The following is a 23,343-nucleotide window of genomic DNA, read 5'->3' as shown; positions in this document are numbered from 1 at the left end:
TTTCACAAAAATATGAATCATATTATTGAAAATATACAACAATCTTACCTTTTATGGAAAGAATACTCTGTAATTCAGCGAATAGAAATAATTAAAGATATAAAAGATAATTTACTAAAAAACACGAATTTATACGCAAAGGCGATCACTTCGGATATGGGAAAACCTATCTCACAGTCCAATGCAGAAGTCCAAAAATGTGCGTATTTGTGCGATTACTATATCGAAAATGCCGAAAATTTCTTAAAACCACAATACATAAAAACCAAATGGACAGAAAGTTACATAACCTTTGAACCTATTGGAGTTTTGTTGGGAGTAATGCCTTGGAACTTTCCTTTCTGGCAAGTATTTCGCTTTGTGATTCCAAATCTAATTTTAGGAAATCTTTTCATTGTAAAACACGCCTCCAATGTTCCGAAATCAGCAAACTTATTGGAAAGCATCTTCAATTCCAAAAAGCTAAAATTTCCAATATATAAAAACCTATCTTTAGAGAGCAAATTTGTTGCTAACATCATTGCTCACAAGCACATCAAAGGTGTTTCTTTAACGGGTAGTGAAAAAGCTGGAAAAGCAGTTGCTCAATGTGCTGGACAACATCTTAAAAAATCGGTTTTGGAACTCGGCGGAAGCAGTGCTTTTATCATATGTGAAGATGCTGATTTAGAATTAGCCACATCAATAGCTGTTAATGCTCGTATGCAAAATGCTGGACAAAGTTGCATCGCTGCCAAGCGTTTCTTAGTCCACAAAAACTTAAAGGAAAAATTTCTATCTACCTTTAAATCAAAAGTGGAAGCTCTGAAAAGAGGAGATAAATTCAACGCAGAAACAGAAATAGCCGAAATGGCTCGGGAAGATTTGGCTATCGAATTGGAAAAATTAGTAAATGAAAGCATTTCTTTAGGAGCAAAAGTGATTTGCGGAGGAAAACGAGAAGGAGCCTTTTACGAGCCAACAATTCTATCAGAAGTCACACCCCAAATGCCTATTTTCAGAGAGGAAACTTTTGGTCCTGTTGCTGTCGTTACCTTTTTTGAAACTTTTGATGAGGCTGTAAACTTGAGCAACCAATCCGATTTTGGCTTAGGAGTTTCTATTTTTTCAAAAGATGTAGAATTCATAAAATCACAAACTTATCGCTTTGAGGAAGGAGCTGTATATGTTAATGAAATGCTCATTAGTGACCCACATTTACCTTTTGGTGGCGTGAAAAATTCAGGGTACGGTCGGGAGCTTTCTCAATTCGGGATGTATGAATTTGCTAACATCAAAACAGTAGTGATTAAATAGTGAAAAACAAATCTTTTTCCTATATTTGCAAAATATTTTCATATTAGGACAGAGAATAAAGCATAAATGTATGTATATCAGCATTAAAAAATTATTAAACGAAGGAAAAACAGCACAAGAAGTCACTCTAAAAGGTTGGGTTCGTACCTTCCGAAGCAATCGTTTCATTGCTTTGAACGACGGCTCGACTATTGAAAACGTACAAGTGGTTGTGGATTTCGAAAACACCCCCGAAGAACTGCTAAAACGCATCACCACAGGAGCCGCCATTGAAGTGAAAGGCTCAGTTGTGGAAAGTCAAGGAAAAGGGCAATCCATTGAAATACAAGCAACAGAAATTCATATCTTAGGAGATTCTAATCCAGAGGAATATCCTATTCAGCCTAAAAAGCATTCTTTTGAATTTTTACGCGAGAATGCACATTTAAGGGTTCGTACCAATGTTTTTGGAGCCATTATGCGGGTTCGTTCGGTGTTGGCATTTGCCATTCACGATTATTTCCAGCAAAATGGATTTTTCTACGTAAATACGCCTATCATTACAGGAAGTGATGCCGAAGGTGCGGGAGAAATGTTCCGTGTTACTACATTAGATGCTAAAAATCCGCCACTTACTGAAGAAGGCAAAGTCGATTTCAAAAAAGATTTCTTCGGAAGAGAAACCAATTTAACCGTTTCAGGACAGCTTGAAGGAGAAACTTTTGCGATGGCTTTGGGCAAAATTTACACGTTCGGACCTACTTTCCGTGCCGAAAATTCAAACACATCGCGTCACTTGGCGGAATTCTGGATGATTGAACCCGAAGTGGCTTTCCTCGACCTTGATGGCAATATGGATTTGGCAGAGGATTTCATCAAGTATGTTTTGAAATACACTCTTGAGCGTTGCCGTGAAGATATCGAGTTTCTGAACAAACGTTTCTTGGAAGAAGAAAAAACAAAACCGCAAAACGAACGTAGCTCAATGTCACTTATTGAAAAGTTGGAGTTCGTAATCAACAATGATTTCAAACGAGTAAGCTACACCGAAGCGATTGATATTCTGAAGAATTCAAATCATAATAAGAAGAAAAAATTCCAATACATTATTGATGAATGGGGTGCCGATTTGCAAAGTGAACACGAGCGTTACTTAGTAGAAAAACATTTCCAAAGCCCTGTTATCTTGTTTGATTATCCAGCAAAAATCAAAGCGTTTTATATGCGACTCAACGAAGACGGAAAAACGGTTCGTGCAATGGATATACTATTCCCAGGTATTGGCGAAATTGTAGGAGGTTCGCAACGTGAAGAGCGGTACGATGTTTTGGTTGAAAAAATCAAAGCTATGGGTATTGACGAGAAAGAATTATGGTGGTATTTGGATTTGCGAAAGTTCGGCACGGCAGTGCATAGCGGTTTCGGACTTGGTTTTGAACGCCTTGTGCTATTTGCAACAGGAATGACCAACATTCGTGATGTGATTCCTTTCCCAAGAACACCACAAAACGCTGAATTTTAATACTTAAATTTGAGAGTTATACAATTTGTTTTTTTATTTTTTACTGCCTGAAAGATTTTTTCTTTTAGGCAGTTTTTTTATTCCCAAAACTTGTAAAAAGAAAAATTTATGTCATTTCCATATTTAGTTTTTATTAACAATTTTATGTTTTACGTCATATTTAGTAAACTCAAAAACTAATAAATGTAAAAAATCTATCTTATATATCATAATAATGTTATAAATCAATATTTTATCATACTAACAATAAGATATAATTTCACGAAATCAATATAAATTCTTCTGTTTTTTACATATTTTTCTTCTAAATAAAATTTGCTTCTTTTAACTTTTCTTTCTACTTTTGTCATCACTATTAATAAATATTTAACAATAAAAACATATAGGTATGAAACGACTTTTAACAATTCTATTTTTAGCAACATTAGGTTCTATCAATGCACAATCATTTGGATTTGGAACAAAATTAGGTTATGTAAATTCAACTTTGAACTTGCAAATCGACAATAGTACAAAAATAACCTCTAAGTCAAAGTCAAATATTTACTTGGGAATTCAAGCCGAATATTTTTTCAATCCGTATATTGCCGCTCAAGCTGAATTTACTATGGCAGGACTTGGAGGAAGAGAAGTAATAGGAAATCTAAAATCTGAAAATGGAGAAACTCACGAAGGACATTTTGACATACATTTACAAACATACAGCCTTCCTATAAGCATTAAGGTATATCCTACTAAAGGGTTTGCTTTACTTGGCGGATTTAATCTCAGTTTTAATTTACTAGCTACAACAAAGCTAAACAATGAAAGAATTAAACTTAACAATATCAAAACAGGGAATCACGCTGCTTTTTTTGGTGGTGAATGCCGTATATTCAAAGACTTTTTCTTAGAAGCTAGATATAACTTTGGATTAAGTAATATTTCTGAAATTGGACAAATTATTCGGAATAATTACTTTCAAATAGGAGTAGGATATTACTTTAAAAACTTTTAAAAATACAAACAGACCACCTAAAAGGTGGTTTTTTTATGCTTTTGATGTATGTAAATATTTCTTTCAAAAATGAAAAAAAATTATCAATCTCATATTTTTGTAGCAATTACATTAAAAATAGACTGATAATGTGATATAATTCTTCATTTAAAAATTAAAACAAGATTTTGATATCATATTTTTTATTAAATCAGATAGAAAAAAAGCCATCAACTTCATATTTTTATAATAATTAAACTAAAAATAGACTGATAATGCGATATAATTCTTCATTTAAAAACTAAAAGAAGGTTTTGACATCATATTTTACGTCAAATCAAATAGAAAAGAAGCTATCAACTCCATATTTTTATAATAATTACATTAAAAATAGACTGATAATGCGATATAATTCCCCATTTAAAAATTAAAACAAGGTTTTGACATCATATTTGTGTAAAAATTTTTATATTTTGTACACAAATCAATCCTTTTACAAATACTTTCAACATTGAAAAAAGGTAGAAACACACAAAAACACAAACAAAATAAAATTTACCAACGTAATTAGATAAATACACAATAAAAATTTTATAAAAATTTAAGATAAATCCAGATATAAGTTTCTATTTTTCTAAAAAAACATATTTTTTATTCCAATAAAAAGCATTTTAAGTTATGAAATTAACAAATTAATGACTATATTTGCCACAAATAAAAAATTATATGAAACAAATCATTTTCTTCATCATATTTCTTTTAAGTCTGGCAACATATTCTCAAAAAAAACATACAATTAGTGGAGTAATTTCCGATGCTTCCAACGGGGAAAAAATGCTTGGTGTAAATTTCATCATCAAAGAGTTGAACACAGGAACCTATACCAATGAGTATGGCTTCTATTCTATAACACTTCCTGAAGGAAAATACGAAATTTTGGTAGATTATATGGGGTTTGAAACCATCATCGAAACCATTACATTAGATAAAAACATACGCAAGGATTATAAACTTTCTCCTCAGGCTGTAGAGCTTGATGCCGTTGAGATTACTGCCAACGCCTCGCAAAAAGTGGATATCCGAAAGCCCGAAATGAGTACTATTAGTGTTCCTATTGCTACAATTAAGAAACTCCCTGTGCTTATTGGAGAGGTGGATATTGTAAAATCCTTAATGCAACTTCCTGGCGTGAGCAATGCTGGAGAAGCCTCTTCTGGTTTTAACGTGCGTGGTGGTGCCGCTGACCAAAATTTAGTTCTTTTAGATGAAGCTGTTATTTTCAACTCATCACATTTGTTTGGATTTTTAAGCGTTTTCAATGCCGATGCTGTTCGGGATATGAAACTCTACAAAGGAAGTATTCCAGCACGATATGGTGGTAGGATTTCTTCCGTTTTGGATATTTATCAAAAAGAAGGTAACCGTAACGATTTTGGAATGACTGGTGGTATCGGATTACTATCCTCTCGGTTACTGGCAGAAGGTCCTATTGTTAAAGACAAAGCGTCTTTTCTTTTTGGAGGAAGAGCCTCGTATGCACATTTGTTTCTAAAACTTCGTAACAATGACAATACGGCATATTTTTATGACCTCAACACCAAACTTTCTTATCAACTTAACCAGAATAACACATTTTATTTGTCAGGATATTTCGGGAGGGACTTATTTGAGCTAAGTGATGTGATTAAAAACGTATACGGAAATGCTCTTTTTAATCTGCGTTGGAATCATATTTTCAATAGCCGCCTTTTCTCAAATCTTTCATTAATCTTTAGTGATTACTATTATGGTTTTCGCCTCGACCCTATTGAATTTCAGTGGGACTCAGGAATTAAGAATCTCAATTTAAAGTATGATTTTAGAAACTATATTTCTGAGAATTGGAAACTCAGTTATGGTGTACAAGGATTGCTTTACAGGTTTATGCCTGGGAAATTATCTCCAACTACACCTACTTCTTCCATAAAAAATCTTCAATTACCCAATAAGAATGCTTTAGAAACAGGAATATATATTGATTCCGAACATAATATAACGTCTTCGTTAAGTGCTTCATTCGGATTGAGGTTAAGTTCCTTCTATCATTTAGGTACACGTTATATGCACGATTATAAAGATGATAAAGCTGTAATTTTCAATCGTAACTTACAAATTTATCAAGAAGCCACTCCAATTGGTTCTACATACTATCATCGCGGAAAAATCATTGACTTATTTAGTAATTTAGAACCACGATTTACGCTCTCATATGCTTTGAATGACAACAAATCCTTCAAGGCGAGTTATGCACGTACTTCGCAATATTTACATTTGATAACTAACACGTCTTCTCCTACCCCACTTGATGTTTGGGCTCCGAGCGACCGCTTTTTAAAACCACAACAAGCCAATCAGTTTGCAGTAGGTTTTGCAAGTAATCTGTCAGAAAACAAATATAGTTTGGAAGTTGAGGGATATTACAAGTTTGTAAAAAATCGTTTAGATTATATTGATGGAGCAAATCTTATTGCCAAAGAAGACATCGAGCGAGTTATATTGAATGGACACAGCCGTGCATACGGGTTGGAGGTATTACTTCGCAAAAACACGGGAAAATTAACTGGGTGGATAGCCTACACACTTTCAAAATCCGAGCAACAAACCAAAGGACGTACCCCCGAAGAAATTGGCATCAATTACGGAAATTGGTACAATACTGCGTACGACAAACCTCACGACCTTTCCATTACAGCTATGTATGCCTTAAATAAAAAATGGACTTTCGGAGCGATTTTCAATTATCAAACAGGCTTACCTGCTAATTTCCCTGTCGGTAAATACCAATATCTTGGACTAACCGTTCCTAATTACAGCCAACGCAATGCATATAGGCTTCCAAGTTACCATCGTTTGGATTTATCGGCAACTTACACCTCCACAAGAAAGGACAAACGATGGAAAAGCGAATGGAATTTTGGTCTGTACAATGTTTACAATCGTAAAAATGCCATTTCTATCTCTTTCAGAGAGAATGAGGAAACAAGAAGAAACGAAGCTGTTAAGCTTTCTATCTTCGGAATTGTCCCAAGTGTAACGTATAACTTTATCTTTTAAACTATGAAAAAAATTATTTACATATTTTTGTGTGTCACAACCTTACTTACTTCTTGTGAGGAAGTAATTGATCTGTCTTTAGATACGCAAGAAAAACAATTGGTAGTTGATGCCTATATCGACTGGAAAAAAGGAAATGAAAAAGCCTTTCCTATTGTACATTTAAGTTACACAACGAATTATTACGACCAATCTCCATCAGAAAAGGTTAGTGGAGCGGTCATAAAAGTATCAACAAGCGACGGAGAAATATATCCTTTAAAAGAAATATTCCCAGAAGATTACAAAGATTTATATACAAAAGATAAAGACTTAGCAGGAATTGCTTTTATCCCTTCTAAAGGGGGAAGTATCTATGCAAACACTGACGGAATTATGCCCTCAGTAGGGAAAGAGTACATTCTTACCATTGAGTATAAAGGCAAAACCTACATAGCAAAGGAAAAAATGCGAGAAGTTCCTGTCATAAATCCTGACAACGTAACACAAAAAGCCAATGGTGGGCTATTCAAAGATAAAATAGAGGTGAAATTTCCTTTTGATGGTATTCTAAACGAAGAAAATAACTATTTTATAAAATTAAAAGACCATAAAAAAGATGTTTTCATCAGCCTGAATGACGAACTTCTTTCCGATCGCAAATTCTTCTTTACAACAAGCCTTATGGAATTGATTTTAAAGAAAGGATATCGAGTAAGGGCGACTCTTTTCCGCGTTTCTCCTCAATATCAACAATTTGTTAATATTCTCATAAGAAACACAACCAACAGCAGACGAGAAGGCGGATTTACCATTCCTTCACGTGTGTATGGTAATGTCGTGAACACAGAAAATCCCAAAGAAAACCCATTAGGAGCTTTTCGCGTTTCGCAATATTCTGAAATATCCTACGAGGTAAAATAACCTTATGAAAATAGCTGTCGTAATACTCAATTGGAATGGGAAGCACTTATTAGAGAAGTTTTTACCTTCGGTTGTGGCACACTCGCAAGAAGCAGACGTTTATGTAATTGACAATGCCTCTTCCGACGACTCTATTTCCTACTTAACATCGCATTTTCCAGATGTTCAACTTATCAGAAATCCTTTAAATGGTGGATACGCTCAAGGTTACAACTGGGGACTAGCTAAAATTTCTGCAGATGTGTATTGTTTGCTCAACTCAGATATTGAAGTTACTGAAAATTGGCTACTTCCAGTCATAAATGTTTTCAAAAATTCTGAAATCGGGGCTGTTCAACCTAAAATCTTGGACTACAAGAACAAAAAAATGTTCGAATATGCAGGTGCAGCTGGTGGTTTTATTGACAAATATGGATTTCCTTTCTGTCGAGGACGTATTTTTGAAACAATAGAAGAAGATTATGGACAATACAACTCCCAAACAGATATTTTTTGGGCTTCGGGAGCCTCTCTTTTTGTACGTTCGGAAGTTTTCAATCAAGTAAAAGGTTTCGATGAAGACTTTTTTGCACATCAAGAGGAAATAGACCTTTGTTGGAGAATTCACCACCTCAACAAGCGAGTTGTTTTCTGTTCTGAAAGCATTGTGTATCACGTTGGCGGTGCTACTCTTCCAGTAGATAGCCCTAAGAAAACTTTTCTGAATTTCAGAAATGGTTTATTTATGCTTCTTAAGAACCTTCCGCAAGAAAATCTATATAAAACACTATTTATCAGACTAATTTTTGATGGAATTGCTGGAATACGTTTTCTTTTACAGGGAAAAATTTGGTTTACTTGGGCAATATTCAAAGCTCATATGAACTTCTATCACAATTTTTTAAAATTCAAAAACAAAAGACCAAAACACACTTTTTCTTCATATTACAACACAAAATCAATTGTTTGGCTGTATTTTGTTAAAAATAAGAAGTTTTTTAGTGATTTCCATTGATTTTTTTAGTAACTTTGCGGTCTAACTATTAAACATTTAGAGATGAGAAAAATTTTTATTGCTGTTTCGTTAGTGAGTATTTTAGCAACTTCGTGTGTTTCTAAAAAGAAATATGCAGAGTTGGCTGATAAGCACAAACAAACAGAAGATTTATTAAACTCAGCAACAATGAAGTTAAATATCTGTTTGAAAGATTATGAAGGATTACAACATCAAGTTGCAAGTTTGAAAAATCAGAATGACTTACTAAAAGAAAATAACCAACAGCTTATCAACAATATGGGTAATCTTACCACTTTGACCCAAAAAGGAGCTGAAAATCTTGAAAAATCATTGGAAAGTCTTCGAGAAAAAGACCTTACAATCAAAAACTTACGAGACGCTGTAACTCGCCGTGACTCTGTAAACTTAGCTTTGGTTCAAAGCCTCAAGGGAGCTATCGGAAACTTGGACGATCAAGACATCGAAATAAAGGTAGAAAAAGGTGTTGTTTTTGTAAATATCTCTGACAAGTTGCTATTCAGTAGTGGAAGTTATGCCGTAACAAATCGAGCAAAAGAGGTTTTAGGTAAAGTAGCAATGGTTGTTAAAAACAAACCTGATTTCGAGTTTATGGTAGAAGGACACACCGACAATGTTCCTTTCAAAGCAAATAGCTCAATTAAAGACAATTGGGATTTGAGTGTTCTTAGAGCTACCGCAGTTGTTCGTATCTTACAAAATGATTTTGGCGTTAGCCCATCACGTATGACGGCTGCAGGAAGAAGTGAATATGTTCCAGTAACTACTAACGAAACCAGAGAAGGAAAAGCTCAAAATAGAAGAACTCGTATTGTAGTACTTCCAAAACTTGACCAATTCTATAATATGATAGAGCAAGGAATGAAAGATCCTGCAATTAATAACTAATTTTGTAAACAATCTATTTAAAAAAGTAGTTGAGAGGAAAATCTTGACTACTTTTTTTATTTTTCCTACTTTTCCATTTGGACTTCTATTCAATATTCAAAATAAAAACGTTTTCTCTTGCAAATGAGTGTTTTTTTTTATAAAATTGCACTGTTTTAATTAGCATTCAGCATTTGTTAAATCCTTAGAAAAGATAAAAACTTTGAACGAAATTACTTTAGAACTTATAGAAATAAATCCACAGCTCTTTTTCGGTGAAAGAGAAGCTAATATAAAGCAAATTAAGGCTCATTTCCCAAAACTAAAAATTGTAGCACGAGGAAATAGCATTCGTGCCTTCGGAGAAGAAGAGCAGTTGAAAGATTTTGAAAAGAAAATTGAACAACTAATCAACTTTTATTCAAAATACAACCGATTGGATGTGCAGTCGATTGACGGCATACTAAATTCCAATGGAAAAACTCCTGAAACTGATTCAAAAAACGATAAAGATATCATTGTTCACGGCGTAAACGGGAAAGTCATTCGTCCACAAACAAAAAACCAAGTTAAATTGGTTGAGTTGATGAAGAAAAATGATATGATTTTTGCTGTAGGACCAGCGGGAACAGGAAAAACCTATGTGGGTGTTGCCTTAGCCGTTAAAGCTTTGAAAGAAAAACAAGTAAAACGTATCATTTTAACTCGCCCTGCAGTGGAAGCTGGAGAGAATTTAGGGTTTCTGCCAGGAGACTTAAAAGAAAAACTAGACCCATATATGCAACCCCTCTACGACGCTCTTCGAGATATGATTCCGTATGAAAAACTTGCTGGATTTATCGAAACAGGAGTTATTGAAATTGCTCCTTTGGCTTTTATGCGAGGACGTACACTTGATAATGCTTTTGTGATTCTGGACGAAGCACAAAACACTACACACGCACAAATGAAAATGTTCCTAACCAGAATGGGACGAAATGCTAAGTTTATGATAACTGGCGACCCAGGACAGATAGACCTCCCTCGTAGAGTTTCTTCAGGATTAAAAGAAGCTTTACTCATCTTACGAAATGTAAAAGGAATTGGAATTTTACACTTAGACGATAAAGATGTGGTACGTCATCCATTAGTGAAAAACATTATCGAAGCTTACAAAAGCATCGAAAATATGGAAGCATAATAAAAAACTCACATAACAAAGTTATAAAAATATAAAAAAGTATGAATACAACATTAGTGATTTTAGCCGCAGGTTTGGGTAGCCGTTTCGGTTCGGACAAGCAATTACAAGAAATTTACAACGGAAATGCTTTATTTGACTACGGAATTTTTGATGCTCTTGAGGCAGGTTTCTCGGATGTAGTTATGATTATCAGAACAGAAATTGACCAACTAACTAAAACACATTTAGAAAACCGTTTTAAAGGAGTGCCAGTTTCTTTCGTGTACCAAGATTTACAAAACCCAAAAGGAATTGAACGTCAAAAACCTTGGGGAACTGGACACGCAATGCTTTGCGTAAAAGATGTGGTAAAAAATCCTTTCCTTATCATTAATGCCGATGACTACTATGGAAAAGATGCATTCCACTTTATGGCAAAAGCCTTAAAATCAGGAAAAAATAAAACTTTCTTCTCCGCTGGTTATCTGTTAAGAAACACGCTAAGTGAAAATGGAACGGTATCGCGAGGAATTTGCAAAGTGGACAGCAACAATCATTTACAATCAATTGTAGAGGCTACAAAACTTATAAAAGTAAATGATACTACCGTTGTAGACCAAGAAACAGGAATCAACTATGATATCAATGATTTTGTTTCTATGAATTTCTGGGGATTCACTCCTGAGATTTTCCCAATGACAGAAAAACTTTTTGCCGATTTCGTTGAAGCAAACAGAGACAAACCAAAAGCGGAATTTTTCATTCCTTTGATTGTTCAACACGCTATCGAAAAAGAAGGTTACGTTTTGGAAGTTCTTCCTAATAACGATGCTTGGTTCGGAATGACTTATCGTGAAGATTTGGAAAAAGTTAAGAATGAAATTCAAAATCTGACAAAAAACGGAAAATATCCAGAGAATTTTTAAATAATTAACCACTAAGATGAGAAAGTTGAAAATTAAAAAATCTTCTTTCTCATCTTATTAAATTTTAAAAAACAATGAAAACCACAGCCGAAAAAATAGCTCCTTTGTTCGATTTAAAAGGAGAAATCATTTCCGTAGAACCTTTCGGAAATGGGCATATTAACTACACTTTTTTAGTAAAAACCACTGAAGATGAATACGTTCTTCAAGGTATTAACATTAATGTTTTTAAAAAACCTCACGCCATTATAAAAAATATAGAGCTACTTTGGGAAACGGTTTCAGATAATAATATTATTTTAAATATGTTACCCGTAAAAACAGGAGGTTATTCTATAGAAACAGAAAATGCTGTTTGGAGGACTGTTCCTTTTGCAAAAAATTACGTTGCTTATGAATTTGTAGAGGAAGCTTGGCAAGCGGAAAAAGCAGCTTCGGCTTATGCCACTTTCATCAAAACTTTTGAAAAAATAGATACTGATAAACTTCAGGATACCATTCCTGACTTCCATAATGGACCAAAGCGTTTTCAGCAACTGGAAGAAGCCTACGCACAAGCAAAACCTGAACGTATTAAAAAAGCACAACACCTCTACGATTTTGCTAAATCACACAAGGTTATTTTTGATGAAGTAAAAAAAGCTGTTGATGAAAAACGCATTCCTATTCGCGTAACACACAACGACACTAAAATCAATAACGTTCTGATTAACAAAGACAATCCTAATGACTTCAAAGTAATTGACTTAGACACGGTAATGCAAGGAATTTTGTTGTATGATTTTGGAGATATGGTTCGAACTTCTGTTAGTCCAACTAATGAAAATGAGTTAGATGAGTCCAAAATTGTATTCAACACTTCATTCTTTGAAGCTATTTGTAAAGGTTTCTCTGTAATGAAAAATGTAATGACGGAAACTGAAAAAAATATGATTTTAGACGGAGCTAAGTATATGATTTTCATCATTGGAGTTCGCTTCCTGACGGATTATTTTAACAATGATATTTACTTCAAAACACACTTTGAAGATGAAAATTTCATTCGTGCAAGAAATCAGTTTGTGTTGTTGCAACGTTTAGAAGAGAAAGAAACTGAACTAAGAGAAATTACAGCAAAATGCTTTAAATAGAACATAAAATTAACCTATTAATTTTAAAAATCTGTCTGAAAAGGTTTATATTTACCCCCTTTTTCAGACAGATTTATTATTAAATTATGATGAGAATATATTTTTCTATACTATTGTTCTTCCTTCCCTTTTACATTTTCTGTCAAACAAATGTTTCAGGAAAAGTAATTGATGAAGACGGAAATCCAATTCCTTATGCCAATGTAATTTTCCCAAAAACTACGATAGGTACATCAACAGATGAAGAAGGAAAATTTTCGTTGTACTCCGAAAAAAAGCATCGTGAAATAGAAGTTTCATTCATTGGATATGCCACTAATAGAGTATCTTTAAATAAGGCTGATGTACATAATTTGGTTGTGGTACTAGCTGAAGGAGAAATACTTGAGGAAGTTACCATTATAGGAAAACCTAAAAAAGCCTTGTCCAAAAAAGAAAATCCTGCATATCCTATTTTGAAAGGCATCTGGAAAAACAAATCAAAACGAGGTTTGCGAAATTCCACAGCCTACGAATACAAAAAACATTACTCTACAGAACTGGGATTGAATAACTTGGATAGTATTTTCTTACAAACAACTTTAGGAGAAGAATACGATACCATACGAAAAATCCTTTCCGAAAAGAAATACAAGGAACATTTTTCGCTTCCTATGTATCTGAAAGAAACCATTGAAAAAGTTTATGAAAATAACATTTCTGGTAAAAAACGTGTTGATATCCAAGCTGAGTGTTCACAAGGAATCGTTCAGGAAGGATTTGGCTTAGAACGAATTAGCCGTGCTTTTGATGAATTTGAAATTTATGATAATTCATACATCATTCTGAATAAACCTTTTGTTGGTCCACTTTCCGAGTTCGGTTATGGAACGTATCATTACGTACTAAGTGATTCTATTTCAGAAAATAACCGAATGTTCTACAAAATTCATTTCTTTCCAAAATCAGACCAAGATTTGGCTTTAGAAGGATTTTTTACAGTAGATAGTAAAACATTTATTATCAAATCAATAGAAATGAAAACAACTCCAAAAACCAATATTAATATGGTAAGGAGCTTGTTCTTTGAAAAACATTTTACCATTGAAAATGATTCTATCTATTATCCTATAAAAGAAATACAAGAAGGTGATTTTACGTTAGTTACAAAAAAAGAAGACGAAAAAGGGCTATACGTTCACAATGAAATTTATTTTTATGATGTTGTGATAAATAAACCAAAACCTTCTTCATTCTATGATGAGCAAACTGTAAGAGTTTCCAAAAATCAGTTTGCCAAAGATAATTCGTATTGGAATGATAATGCTACCGCTTCCAGCCATTTAAGCAAAACGAAAACATTGATACAGGAAGTTGGAAACAATCGACGTATTAAACTGATTGCAGACCTTATGGACATCATTGGTTCAGGCTATATTCCTGCAGGAAAGTATCTGAAATTTGGGAATCTTGGACAAATCTATTCACGAAACGATATAGAAGGAGGAAGATTAAGAGCAGGATTTAAAACTTATGTTTCAACAGAAGATAGATTTCGGTCGTATTTCTATGGAGCTTACGGATTGCGTGACCACAAATTCAAATACGGAATTAGTGCTAAGTATCTATTAACACATTATCCACGTGTTACATTTGGAGCTTCCTTCCAGAATGACAATTTGCAATTGGGTAGCTTTGTAATGCACGATGACACTCGATTAGATTTCAGCAAAACGACCAATTTCATCATTGCTCGAGGTGAAAATTACTATTTGACTCACAACAAAAAATGGCAAAGTTTGGTTTCCGTTGGGCTTCATAAAAATTTCGAAGTTTCATTTTTCGGCACACATCAAAGAACCAAATCTGCCGATGAAAATCATTTTTCGATAGCTTACAAAAATCCTGAAAATCAAGAAATACTAAATAATTATACTGATTTCAATACAGGGATAGTCCTTTCATATACTCCTAAAAGAAACGTATATGGTTACGGGGTAGAACAACGCTTTGGCAAAAAGTTATTTTCAACCTACCAAATTAAATACACCAAAGGAGTAAAAGATGTTTTTAATAGCCAGTTCAACTATGATAAATTACAGCTTTTAATACAAAAACCGATTCCACTTTTTGGTTATGGCTTACTTTTGACTTCGGTTGAAGCAGGAAAAATATTTGGTACTGTGCCTTTAACTGTGTTAAGCCCTACTCCAGCAAATCAATCTTTTTCAACGGCTCCTAACACATTTATTTTATTGGATTATTATGATTTTATAACGGACACTTACGTAAATGGTTATTTTGAACATCATTTTGAGGGGCTTATTTTCAATAGAATACCTTGGATTAGAGATACAAGATTGAGAAGTTTAATCTTCGCTCGTTTTGCCTATGGAACTATTTCTGACAAGAATAAAGAAGCCACCGTTTCAAATGTAGTTTTCAATGCTCCAAACAAATTGTACTGGGAATATGGTTTTGGAATTGAGAATATTGGTCTGGGAAATTTCCGTTTCATACGTCTCGACTTTGTTTGGCAAAGTGATTTTAATGACGTGAATGGCGTGAGAAATCCGAAATTTGGAATTAGATTGGGAATTGCTCCTGTATTCTAAAATAAAAAAGATTCAAAAACAAAGTTCTGTTTTTGAATCTTTTTCGCTTTTAATCAATTTCTGCAAATGTATTTCCCTGCCTTATATCTCCTGTTGTATAACCTTTCATAAACCATTTTTTACGTTGTTCGGAAGTTCCGTGCGTGAACGAATCTGGCACTACGTGTCCTTGCATACGCTTTTGGATAGCATCATCTCCCACTGCGTGAGCTGCACTCATAGCTTCCTCTATATCACCTTCTTCCAAATATTTTTTATTATGATGAGCCCAAACTCCTGCGTAAAAATCAGCCTGTAATTCAAAAGCAACCGATAATTTATTAGCTTCTTTTTTGCTTTTTCCTTGTTGTGCTTGTCTTAACTTCTGTGAAGTACCTAAAAGTGTTTGTATATGATGACCAACCTCGTGAGCCATTACATAAGCTATAGCAAAATCCCCTCCTTTAGCTCCAAATCTTGTTCTAAGTTCCTCAAAAAAAGCCATATCCATATAAAGTTTATGGTCTGCAGGACAATAAAATGGACCTACAGAAGCCGTTGCTCTTCCACAGCCCGACTCCACCACATCTGTAAATAACACTAATGTTGGCTTTTTGTAAGTTCCCAAGCCATTCTCTGCAAAAATTTTTTCCCACACATCTTCTGTATCCGCCAAAACAGTTGCAGCAAATTCACCTATTTGTTTTTGCTCTTCTGTAAGTTCTACAACTCGTGAAGTTTGCTCCACCTGTTGTCCTCTATTAAATTGCTCAAGTACTGGAGCAATATTCTGACCTGTTTCTCCACCGAAGAGTTGTAAAAGTACAATAATAATTCCCAATACTCCTCCACCAGCAGCTATTTTCTTACCTGCTCCCATTCCTCTTCTGTCCTCTACGTTTTTGCTCTGTCTTCTACCTTGCCATTTCATAATATTACGTTTTTTTATTCAATAGATAACTCGTACAAATCAGCATAAATCTCTGATATACTTTTGGCAAATTTAGTACAACTATACTAATATTCAAACCCCCAAAAGTAAATTTTAAACAAAAACTTTTTAGTCTTATTTTTTTACACTATTTTTACCATCTGAATACCACATTGAATTTCAAACATAATGGACTTAGTTGAACTTTCCGTAGAAAGAATTGCCTACAGCCAATCTCAAAATGAGGCTTTCGTATTAATTTTGCACGAGTTAAAATCTGATTTAAAATTACCAATTGTTATTGGTGCTTTTGAAGCTCAGGCTATTGCCCTCGAAATGGATAAAAATATGATTCCTCCAAGACCTTTAACTCACGACCTTTTCAAAATTTTTGCACAAACTTTCAAAGTGAAAGTGAACAAAATCATTATTCACAAATTAACTGAAGGAATCTTCCATTCCAATATGATTTGTGAACAAAACGGAATTGAACACTCAATTGATGCTCGTACAAGTGATGCCATTGCAATCGCTCTGCGTTTCAAAGCTCCTATTTACACGTACAAAAGTATTCTGCAAAAAGCTGGTGTTCAAATTCCTAATCAAAATTATACTATAGAGACAACCATAAGTCCTACACTGGATTATCCTGAAAAACAGGAACCTCCTAAAGAAAAAAATCGCTTTGAACATCATTCACTTCAAGATTTAAAACGAATGCTCAATGATTGTGTGGAAAATGAAGATTATGAATTAGCAGCTCAAATCCGAGACGAAATAACAAAAAGAGAAAAATCACTATAAATTAATCCTACAAATCAAAGATGAATACAGTATTAAAAATTCTTGGTATATTTTTTTTCTTTCCCGCATTTATTTTTGCTCAAGATGTGCAACAAGAGTTGGAAACTTCGACCGAAGTAACCGCAAAACTTATACAAAGTCAAGGTTTTACATTTGAAAATCTGTACAGAGGTGCTTTAGGAATGGTTGTTCTTTTACTGATTGCTTACATTTTTAGTAGTAACAGAAAGAAAATCAACTGGAAAACTGTTGGCATTGGGCTCGGAATACAAATCTTACTGGCTTTTGGGGTTCTGAAAGTGAGCTTTATACAAAATATATTTGAAAAAGTAGGAGGAATTTTCGTTTTGATTTTAGATTTTACTAAAGCTGGAAGCGAATTTTTATTAGGAGGACTGATGGATAGCAACACGTATGGTTTTATTTTTGTCTTCCAGATTTTACCTACAATTATTTTCTTTTCTGCTTTAACCTCTCTACTTTTCTATTTAGGTGTTATTCAAATCATTGTACGGGGATTGGCTTGGTTTTTATCCAAGTTTTTGGGAATTTCGGGAGCAGAAAGCCTTTCCGTAGCAGGAAATATATTTTTAGGGCAAACCGAAGCTCCACTGATGATTAAAGCCTATCTTGCAAAAATGACTCGTTCCGAAATTTTACTTGTTATGATTGGTGGAATGGCTACTGTGGCAGGTGGTGTTTTAGCAGCTTATATTGGTTTTTTAGGCGGAAATGACCCAGCCTTACGATTGATGTTTGCCAAACACTTATTGGCAGCCTCTGTAATGGCAGCACCTGGAGCCATTGTAGTTTCAAAAATATTATATCCACAAACTGAAACTTTTTCAAATGACTCAAAAGTATCTGTTGAAAATGTAGGTTCTAACGTATTAGACGCCATAGCCAACGGAACCACTGAAGGATTAAAATTAGCAGCCAATGTAGGAGGAATGCTACTGGTTTTTGTGGCTTTTATTGCAATGATTAATTATTTCTTTTCTTGGGTAGGAGATTTCACTTCCTTGAATGGATTCATTGCAGAGAATACGCCATATAAAAGCCTGTCACTGGAAATGATTTTAGGATTTGTTTTCTCTCCATTAATGTGGCTTATTGGTGTTCCCAAAGAAGATATGATGTTAATGGGACAACTTTTAGGGGTAAAATTAGCTTCTTCTGAGTTTGTAGCATACACACAATTAGCTGATTTGAAAAATGTTACAAGTGCCACACATTTGTTGTATGACAAATCGGTAATCATCGCAACGTATATGCTTTGTGGATTTGCAAACTTTGCCTCTATCGGAATACAAATTGGAGGAATTGGCTCTTTAGCTCCCAGTCAGCGAAAAACTCTTTCTGAATTTGGACTGAAGGCCGTTTTGGGTGGTTCGTTAGCCTCACTTCTCTCCGCAACTATTGCAGGAATGATTATAGGATAATTTCCTTAAAACATAGAAAAAAGAGGATAAAGATTTTTTTCAATCTTTATCCTCTTTCATTTTAACTAAAAAATCATACTCGGGCAATTCTTTCAGAAAAAGATACTTACCATTCTGATAATCCATCTGACAAAAGTAATGATTTAAACCATTGGTTATCATCAAAATTTCAGATTTCAACATCAAATTATAACGTGCAATTTGGTCAAAAACCACTTGCGAAATTTGTATCGTAGGAGCCTTACACTCTACTGCCAAAAGAATATTACCATTTCTTGAGAAAACTACTATATCATAGCGTTTTGCCAGACCATTAATGGTTATTTCTTTCTCCACATTTATCAGTGATTTCGGTACTTTTTTTTCCTCTATCAGAAAACAAATAACGTGCTGACGTACCCATTCTTCTGGCTGTAATGCTACAAATTTCTTTCTGATTTCATCAAAAATAAATAACTTATCATCTATTTTTTTGAATCGAAAAGAATATTCTTTGAAGTTTAATCTTTGCATAATGCAAAGTTAAATAATCTTCTTAATAAGAACAAACATACTTTATTTTCGGTGTATTTCAGCAATCCACTCAGCTCCACTAATATCGATAAGTTTCAAGGTTTTAATTTCTGATTTAGGCAATCCTTCTAACGAAACTGACAAATCTGCTTTTGCTCCCAAAGGCAATATCAGACTATGCTTACCAGGCTTCACTTTTGCTACATAATGATTATTGATTTTCTCCTGAGGAAATTTTGATAAATAGCTCATATTCCAACTTTTAGAAACTTCTCCTTTTTCATTTAAAATTTGTACTTCAATTAAAAAAGAACCATACACATCGGCTCCTTCTACCCGAAATACTTCAAAAGTGAGTTCATTATCAGCTAATATTACATTTGAGATTTCTACTTTGGGCTTTACCGATTTATTATGCAATTTTCCAAATAAACCTCCGTGAAAATATTGGTTCGTAAACAAAGTTACCACAAAAATAAACAGCGAAAATATCAATACCAAAGGTTTCAATTGTTTGATTGTCAAAACTCCTGAACCTAAGTAATTAAACCACTTTTTGGAGGTAAAAGCATAGTTTTTACGCATCAAAAAATCATCAAGTGAATAAAATCCACCACCCGTCAGGAAAATGGTAAAACCTCCCGCTAAGCCCAAAACGCCGATTTGCCATTCGTCTAAACAAGTGGTTCCCAACCATCCTGAACCCAACAAAATTCCCATTGCTAAAGAAAAAACTCCAATGCTCATCAAGCGTGTGAATAGCCCTAACATAATGAACAAGCCCACAATCGCTTCCACTATGGTAAAGGCTATCATAGCAAACTCTAATTTATCGGGATTAGAGACTAAGTATTCAATTAAAGGTTTTATTCCCAATGCATTAGGTAAAAAATGATTAAACTTCTCACCTACATAACCTGCCACTTCCGGAGAAAGTTTATCTTCTAAAACCACGCGTCGCCAAAAGGCAGAAAAGTACGTCCAACCGATAACCAAACGTAAAGACAAAGCGAACAACCCTGCCCAAGAGGAGAATTGCTCCTGATATGTATTATTTTTCATTTAAACTCTTTTTAATATTAAAATTTTATTACAAAAATAGCTTACTTTCCAAATCAGAAAAGTAAAATAATATAATAGTTATAGGTTTCTTTCAATTTATTTCAATTGAAAACCTACTATCAGAAAAAATTAACTTAAATGAATTCTTAAACACCTGAAAAGAATGTATTTAGGAGGAGTATTTGCAGAGTTTTGATTAAAATACTCATTTTTTATTTTCGCATCAAAAGCAAATATCTCAGTAGAACAAAGCAAATCATTCTCCTGATTATCAAAACATTTAGAACACATTCCGTACGAAGTTTTTTATTCGCAGAGACGAGATTTTGACATTGAAATGAGGAGGTAGTCGTTCTATTTTTATGAAGCGGTTTAAAAAATGATATTTCAGCACTATCAAAAAGAATTCCTTTCGCAGTACAGGGCGTAAGCGAAAACAAAATGAACATTCCCCAAAAAAGGAACTTAACTTTTTTGATATGTAACAACAACTCTTTCACGGATTTTGAGAATGCGTTATTGGGCAAATGTACATTTTTTTGAATAAAATTTCTGATTTTTTGTAACATTTTTTTCTTTCATACGTCTTTAAGATGGAAATCAAAAACAGAGTTGCCATGAAAACCATATTTTCTTTTTTGTTTTTACTATGGGCAATAAGTCTTTCCGCCCAAGAAGTCACTCTTTCGGGAGAAGTGAAAAATCAACAGCAAAAACCCGCTGAATTTCTGAATGTCATCTTAAAGAAAGACGAAAAACCCGTACACAGAACACTTACTGATGTTTCGGGAAAATTTTTGGTGAAAATCCCGAAAGGCGATTACACCCTCATTTTAGAACAATTCGGAACGGAACTTTTCAGCAAAAACGTATCACTTTCCAAAAATACTGATTTAGGAGTTATAAAAATTGATGAGTCTATTCAGATGGAAGCTGTAACTGTTGAAGGTCGTAAAAAACTTGTAGAACAAAAAGTGGACAGAATTGTTTTCAACGTAGAAAATTCTGTTCAAGCAAGTGGTGGAGATGCCCTTGATGCCCTAAAATCTACCCCCAGAGTTCAGGTGCGTAACGAGGATATTTCTATTGTTGGCAAAAATGGTTTACGCGTGTAATGGTCAACGATAAAATAATACAACTTTCAGGCGAAGAACTCACTAACTACCTGAAATCGATATCGTCCGACAATATCCAAAAGATTGAAGTTATCACCACACCGCCTTCCAAATACGACGCCGAAGGCAATGCAGGACTAATCAATATCGTGCTGAAAAAAGCCAAGGAAGACCATTGGAGCACCACTCTGCGAACTTCCTACCAACAAGGAATTGTAGGAACATTGCGAAGCGGTGCAAACTTTTCTTATCGAAAAAATAAGTTTTCCGCTTTGGCTGATTTGGGCTATACAGACGGAAAATCGAAATACGAAAACGACATTCACTTTTGGTATCCACAGGAATATTGGGTCAATCGGTTAGATATAGAAGGGAAAAACAAAACGTGGGTGCCTCTTGTAAATTTGAACTACGATGTAACCCAAAAAAGTACGCTTGGTGTACAGTTTATGGGAAGTTTTTCGGATAATATTAACAATGGTTTGACAGCAAATCGTGCGTATATGTACAACAATCCAAAACTGATGAAAGAATATATTACCTATCAAATTGAACCTGAAAACACTCAAAATTTGTCTGTCAATGTGAATTTCTTACAAAAAATCGGAGATAAAGGAGCAAAACTCACCTTCGATGCCGATTATTTTTATTACAAAAAAGATAGAAATGACAACCTAAACACTATTTTTCATAATTATCAGTTGAACACGCAACCAAAGTCGTATGTAAATTCGCTTTCTATACAAAAAATAGACAATTATTCCTTTAAAACCGATGCGGAGCTACCCGTTTCGTGGGGAAATCTTTCTTTCGGAACGAAAATTTCCCGAACACAGACCGATAATATAGCCGAATCCGATTTTCGTGATGAAAATCAAATACAAGCTCTTGCTCACAACGACCATTTTCTTTATACAGAAGATACCCAAGCCTTGTACGCCGATTGGGCGAAATCTTTCGGAAAGAAATGGAGCATAAAAGCAGGGCTTCGAGGCGAAAATACACAAACCAAAGGAGTTTCCGTTTTAGCAAATAACAAAATACACAAACGAAATTTCTTTAAGCTTTTCCCGACATTATATATTCAATATAAAATTGATGAGAATCACAACATTTCGGCAAATGTAAACCGTCGCATTCATCGTCCGCAATTCTTTTCACTTAACCCAGGAAGATTATATATGAATCCGAAATCGTATGTAGTGGGCAACCCATTTTTGCAGCCTACCTATTTATTAGGAGCAACGCTGAACTATTCCTATAAACATTGGTTAACATTCCAGCTAACATATTCCAACATACAGGATAATGGAACTCAAATTACGTATCACAATCCTGCTTTGGAGGAAACTAAAATGCAATGGGAAAATTTTGCTAATGGAGATTCGTGGAGTGCTTCGGTAAATATCAATAAAAGTTTGTTTTGGTGGTGGGAATTTTCGGCATATATGATTGTAACTTACGAAAATGTAAAACCTTATGTTGCTGCATTTCCCGACCCAATGAAAAGTTGGGGAGGTTATCAATATTTGGGAATACTTTTATGCTGAATGAAAACAAAACTTTACAAGCAAGTGTATCGTATGAATATCAGTTTCCGTGGGACAATGAAGCATCAAAAAGCTCGGAGGTTTCAAGTTTAGATTTGGGTATCAAATATTTAGCTTTCGATAAAAAATTAACTATTGCTCTCAATGCAAACGACATCTTCAAAACCAATATAATGACTTATACCCGAAAAATTAAACAACAAGGCATTACAGAAAGCTATCGTCAATACTACGACACGCGTTACCTACGTCTTTCGCTTACCTATAAATTTGGAAATAGCAAAATTTCAGTACAAAAAAGAGAGGGAGGAAATGCAGAAGAACGCGGAAGAAGTTAATACATACATTCCTATAATTACAAAAACTCCTAACTACACTCGTTAATTTGTATCAAGAAAGTAAAAAAAATAAAACAGCTTTTAATTTTAAAGCTGTTTTTTTCTTTAAAATATCTATTTTTTTAGTTGTATAGTCTTAAATAAAT

At 34.1% G+C, this 23,343-nt stretch carries 19 protein-coding genes; 16 read left to right on the top strand and 3 right to left on the bottom strand.

All coding sequences use genetic code 11. The features are described 5' to 3' along the window. Positions 1–12: 12 nt before the first annotated feature. The 11 genes from YW9_RS0107550 (at position 13) to YW9_RS0107490 (ending at position 15,463) form a co-directional block, all read left to right on the top strand. Complete coding sequence (locus tag YW9_RS0107550; RefSeq protein ID WP_018279572.1) at positions 13–1,296, top strand: NAD-dependent succinate-semialdehyde dehydrogenase; 1,284 nt, start codon at positions 13–15, stop codon at positions 1,294–1,296. A 70-nt stretch (positions 1,297–1,366) separates the two neighbouring features. Beyond that, on the top strand, positions 1,367–2,797 hold the full coding sequence (gene asnS, locus YW9_RS0107545) for an asparagine--tRNA ligase (protein ID WP_018279571.1): 1,431 nt from the start codon (positions 1,367–1,369) through the stop codon (positions 2,795–2,797). 388 nt (positions 2,798–3,185) lie between these two features. Next, entirely contained in the window at positions 3,186–3,794 is a 609-nt protein-coding gene (locus YW9_RS0107535; RefSeq protein WP_018279569.1) for an outer membrane beta-barrel protein, read from the top strand. A gap of 705 nt (positions 3,795–4,499) precedes the next feature. After that, complete coding sequence (locus YW9_RS0107530) at positions 4,500–6,866, top strand: TonB-dependent receptor (RefSeq protein WP_018279568.1); 2,367 nt, start codon at positions 4,500–4,502, stop codon at positions 6,864–6,866. 3 nt (positions 6,867–6,869) lie between these two features. Beyond that, the gene (locus YW9_RS0107525) at positions 6,870–7,769 is read left to right on the top strand and encodes a DUF4249 family protein (RefSeq protein ID WP_018279567.1); all 900 of its coding nucleotides are present in this window, start codon (positions 6,870–6,872) and stop codon (positions 7,767–7,769) included. A 4-nt stretch (positions 7,770–7,773) separates the two neighbouring features. After that, positions 7,774–8,763, top strand: coding sequence for a glycosyltransferase family 2 protein (locus tag YW9_RS0107520; protein WP_018279566.1), 990 nt, complete (start codon positions 7,774–7,776; stop codon positions 8,761–8,763). A gap of 42 nt (positions 8,764–8,805) precedes the next feature. After that, entirely contained in the window at positions 8,806–9,672 is an 867-nt protein-coding gene (locus tag YW9_RS0107515) for an OmpA/MotB family protein (protein ID WP_018279565.1), read from the top strand. 202 nt (positions 9,673–9,874) lie between these two features. Further along, positions 9,875–10,831, top strand: a complete 957-nt coding sequence (locus tag YW9_RS0107505) for a PhoH family protein (protein WP_018279564.1) — start codon at positions 9,875–9,877, stop codon at positions 10,829–10,831. 41 nt (positions 10,832–10,872) lie between these two features. Then, positions 10,873–11,739, top strand: coding sequence for a nucleotidyltransferase family protein (locus YW9_RS0107500; protein ID WP_018279563.1), 867 nt, complete (start codon positions 10,873–10,875; stop codon positions 11,737–11,739). Between the two features lie 74 nt (positions 11,740–11,813). After that, a complete protein-coding gene (locus YW9_RS0107495) occupies positions 11,814–12,869 on the top strand; it encodes a phosphotransferase (RefSeq protein WP_018279562.1) in 1,056 nt (351 codons plus the stop codon). A gap of 86 nt (positions 12,870–12,955) precedes the next feature. After that, on the top strand, positions 12,956–15,463 hold the full coding sequence (locus YW9_RS0107490; RefSeq protein WP_026193901.1) for a DUF5686 and carboxypeptidase-like regulatory domain-containing protein: 2,508 nt from the start codon (positions 12,956–12,958) through the stop codon (positions 15,461–15,463). A 49-nt stretch (positions 15,464–15,512) separates the two neighbouring features. On the opposite strand, the gene ypfJ is transcribed toward YW9_RS0107490, so the two are convergent. Continuing rightward, positions 15,513–16,373, bottom strand: coding sequence for a KPN_02809 family neutral zinc metallopeptidase (gene ypfJ / locus YW9_RS0107485; protein WP_018279560.1), 861 nt, complete (start codon positions 16,371–16,373; stop codon positions 15,513–15,515). Between the two features lie 189 nt (positions 16,374–16,562). Here ypfJ and YW9_RS0107480 point away from each other — a divergent pair, with 189 nt between their 5' ends. Together YW9_RS0107480 and YW9_RS0107475 are read left to right on the top strand one after the other, a co-directional pair. After that, positions 16,563–17,177, top strand: coding sequence for a bifunctional nuclease family protein (locus YW9_RS0107480; protein ID WP_018279559.1), 615 nt, complete (start codon positions 16,563–16,565; stop codon positions 17,175–17,177). A 20-nt stretch (positions 17,178–17,197) separates the two neighbouring features. Continuing rightward, positions 17,198–18,619, top strand: a complete 1,422-nt coding sequence (locus tag YW9_RS0107475; RefSeq protein WP_018279558.1) for a NupC/NupG family nucleoside CNT transporter — start codon at positions 17,198–17,200, stop codon at positions 18,617–18,619. Between the two features lie 39 nt (positions 18,620–18,658). On the opposite strand, the gene YW9_RS0107470 is transcribed toward YW9_RS0107475, so the two are convergent. Further along, on the bottom strand, positions 18,659–19,132 hold the full coding sequence (locus YW9_RS0107470; RefSeq protein ID WP_018279557.1) for a type I restriction enzyme HsdR N-terminal domain-containing protein: 474 nt from the start codon (positions 19,130–19,132) through the stop codon (positions 18,659–18,661). A gap of 42 nt (positions 19,133–19,174) precedes the next feature. Beyond that, positions 19,175–20,194, bottom strand: coding sequence for a TQO small subunit DoxD (locus tag YW9_RS0107465; protein WP_018279556.1), 1,020 nt, complete (start codon positions 20,192–20,194; stop codon positions 19,175–19,177). Positions 20,195–20,811: 617 nt separating this feature from the next. Between YW9_RS0107465 and YW9_RS13120 the strand changes: the two genes are divergently transcribed. Genes YW9_RS13120 through YW9_RS13780 form a run of 3 tightly spaced genes read left to right on the top strand, consistent with a single transcriptional unit; the run spans position 20,812 to position 23,197 of the window. Continuing rightward, entirely contained in the window at positions 20,812–21,309 is a 498-nt protein-coding gene (locus YW9_RS13120; RefSeq protein WP_167933622.1) for a carboxypeptidase-like regulatory domain-containing protein, read from the top strand. Beyond that, positions 21,309–22,859: an outer membrane beta-barrel family protein gene (locus tag YW9_RS13785; protein WP_051074754.1), complete on the top strand. Its 1,551-nt coding sequence runs from the start codon at positions 21,309–21,311 to the stop codon at positions 22,857–22,859. The genes YW9_RS13120 and YW9_RS13785 overlap by 1 nt, the downstream gene beginning before the upstream one ends. Next, a complete protein-coding gene (locus YW9_RS13780; RefSeq protein ID WP_051074753.1) occupies positions 22,853–23,197 on the top strand; it encodes an outer membrane beta-barrel protein in 345 nt (114 codons plus the stop codon). The genes YW9_RS13785 and YW9_RS13780 overlap by 7 nt, the downstream gene beginning before the upstream one ends. Positions 23,198–23,343 lie beyond the last annotated feature (146 nt).

This window comes from Capnocytophaga cynodegmi DSM 19736 (genome assembly GCF_000379185.1).
GTDB classification, from domain to species: domain Bacteria; phylum Bacteroidota; class Bacteroidia; order Flavobacteriales; family Flavobacteriaceae; genus Capnocytophaga; species Capnocytophaga cynodegmi.
Note: the sequence above shows the minus strand (reverse complement) of the source record. Positions and strands in the feature narration are given on the sequence as shown.

Coding starts and splice junctions, on each gene's coding strand:
- YW9_RS0107535 (WP_018279569.1), top strand. CDS start 3,186: ATGAAACGACTTTTAACAATTCTATTTTTAGCAACATTAGGTTCTATC.
- YW9_RS0107515 (WP_018279565.1), top strand. CDS start 8,806: ATGAGAAAAATTTTTATTGCTGTTTCGTTAGTGAGTATTTTAGCAACT.
- YW9_RS0107490 (WP_026193901.1), top strand. CDS start 12,956: ATGATGAGAATATATTTTTCTATACTATTGTTCTTCCTTCCCTTTTAC.
- YW9_RS0107470 (WP_018279557.1), bottom strand. CDS start 19,132: ATGCAAAGATTAAACTTCAAAGAATATTCTTTTCGATTCAAAAAAATA.
- YW9_RS0107525 (WP_018279567.1), top strand. CDS start 6,870: ATGAAAAAAATTATTTACATATTTTTGTGTGTCACAACCTTACTTACT.
- YW9_RS13785 (WP_051074754.1), top strand. CDS start 21,309: ATGGTCAACGATAAAATAATACAACTTTCAGGCGAAGAACTCACTAAC.
- YW9_RS0107495 (WP_018279562.1), top strand. CDS start 11,814: ATGAAAACCACAGCCGAAAAAATAGCTCCTTTGTTCGATTTAAAAGGA.
- YW9_RS0107465 (WP_018279556.1), bottom strand. CDS start 20,194: ATGAAAAATAATACATATCAGGAGCAATTCTCCTCTTGGGCAGGGTTG.
- ypfJ (WP_018279560.1), bottom strand. CDS start 16,373: ATGAAATGGCAAGGTAGAAGACAGAGCAAAAACGTAGAGGACAGAAGA.
- YW9_RS0107500 (WP_018279563.1), top strand. CDS start 10,873: ATGAATACAACATTAGTGATTTTAGCCGCAGGTTTGGGTAGCCGTTTC.
- YW9_RS13120 (WP_167933622.1), top strand. CDS start 20,812: ATGAAAACCATATTTTCTTTTTTGTTTTTACTATGGGCAATAAGTCTT.
- YW9_RS0107480 (WP_018279559.1), top strand. CDS start 16,563: ATGGACTTAGTTGAACTTTCCGTAGAAAGAATTGCCTACAGCCAATCT.
- asnS (WP_018279571.1), top strand. CDS start 1,367: ATGTATATCAGCATTAAAAAATTATTAAACGAAGGAAAAACAGCACAA.
- YW9_RS0107530 (WP_018279568.1), top strand. CDS start 4,500: ATGAAACAAATCATTTTCTTCATCATATTTCTTTTAAGTCTGGCAACA.
- YW9_RS0107520 (WP_018279566.1), top strand. CDS start 7,774: ATGAAAATAGCTGTCGTAATACTCAATTGGAATGGGAAGCACTTATTA.
- YW9_RS0107475 (WP_018279558.1), top strand. CDS start 17,198: ATGAATACAGTATTAAAAATTCTTGGTATATTTTTTTTCTTTCCCGCA.
- YW9_RS13780 (WP_051074753.1), top strand. CDS start 22,853: ATGCTGAATGAAAACAAAACTTTACAAGCAAGTGTATCGTATGAATAT.
- YW9_RS0107550 (WP_018279572.1), top strand. CDS start 13: ATGAATCATATTATTGAAAATATACAACAATCTTACCTTTTATGGAAA.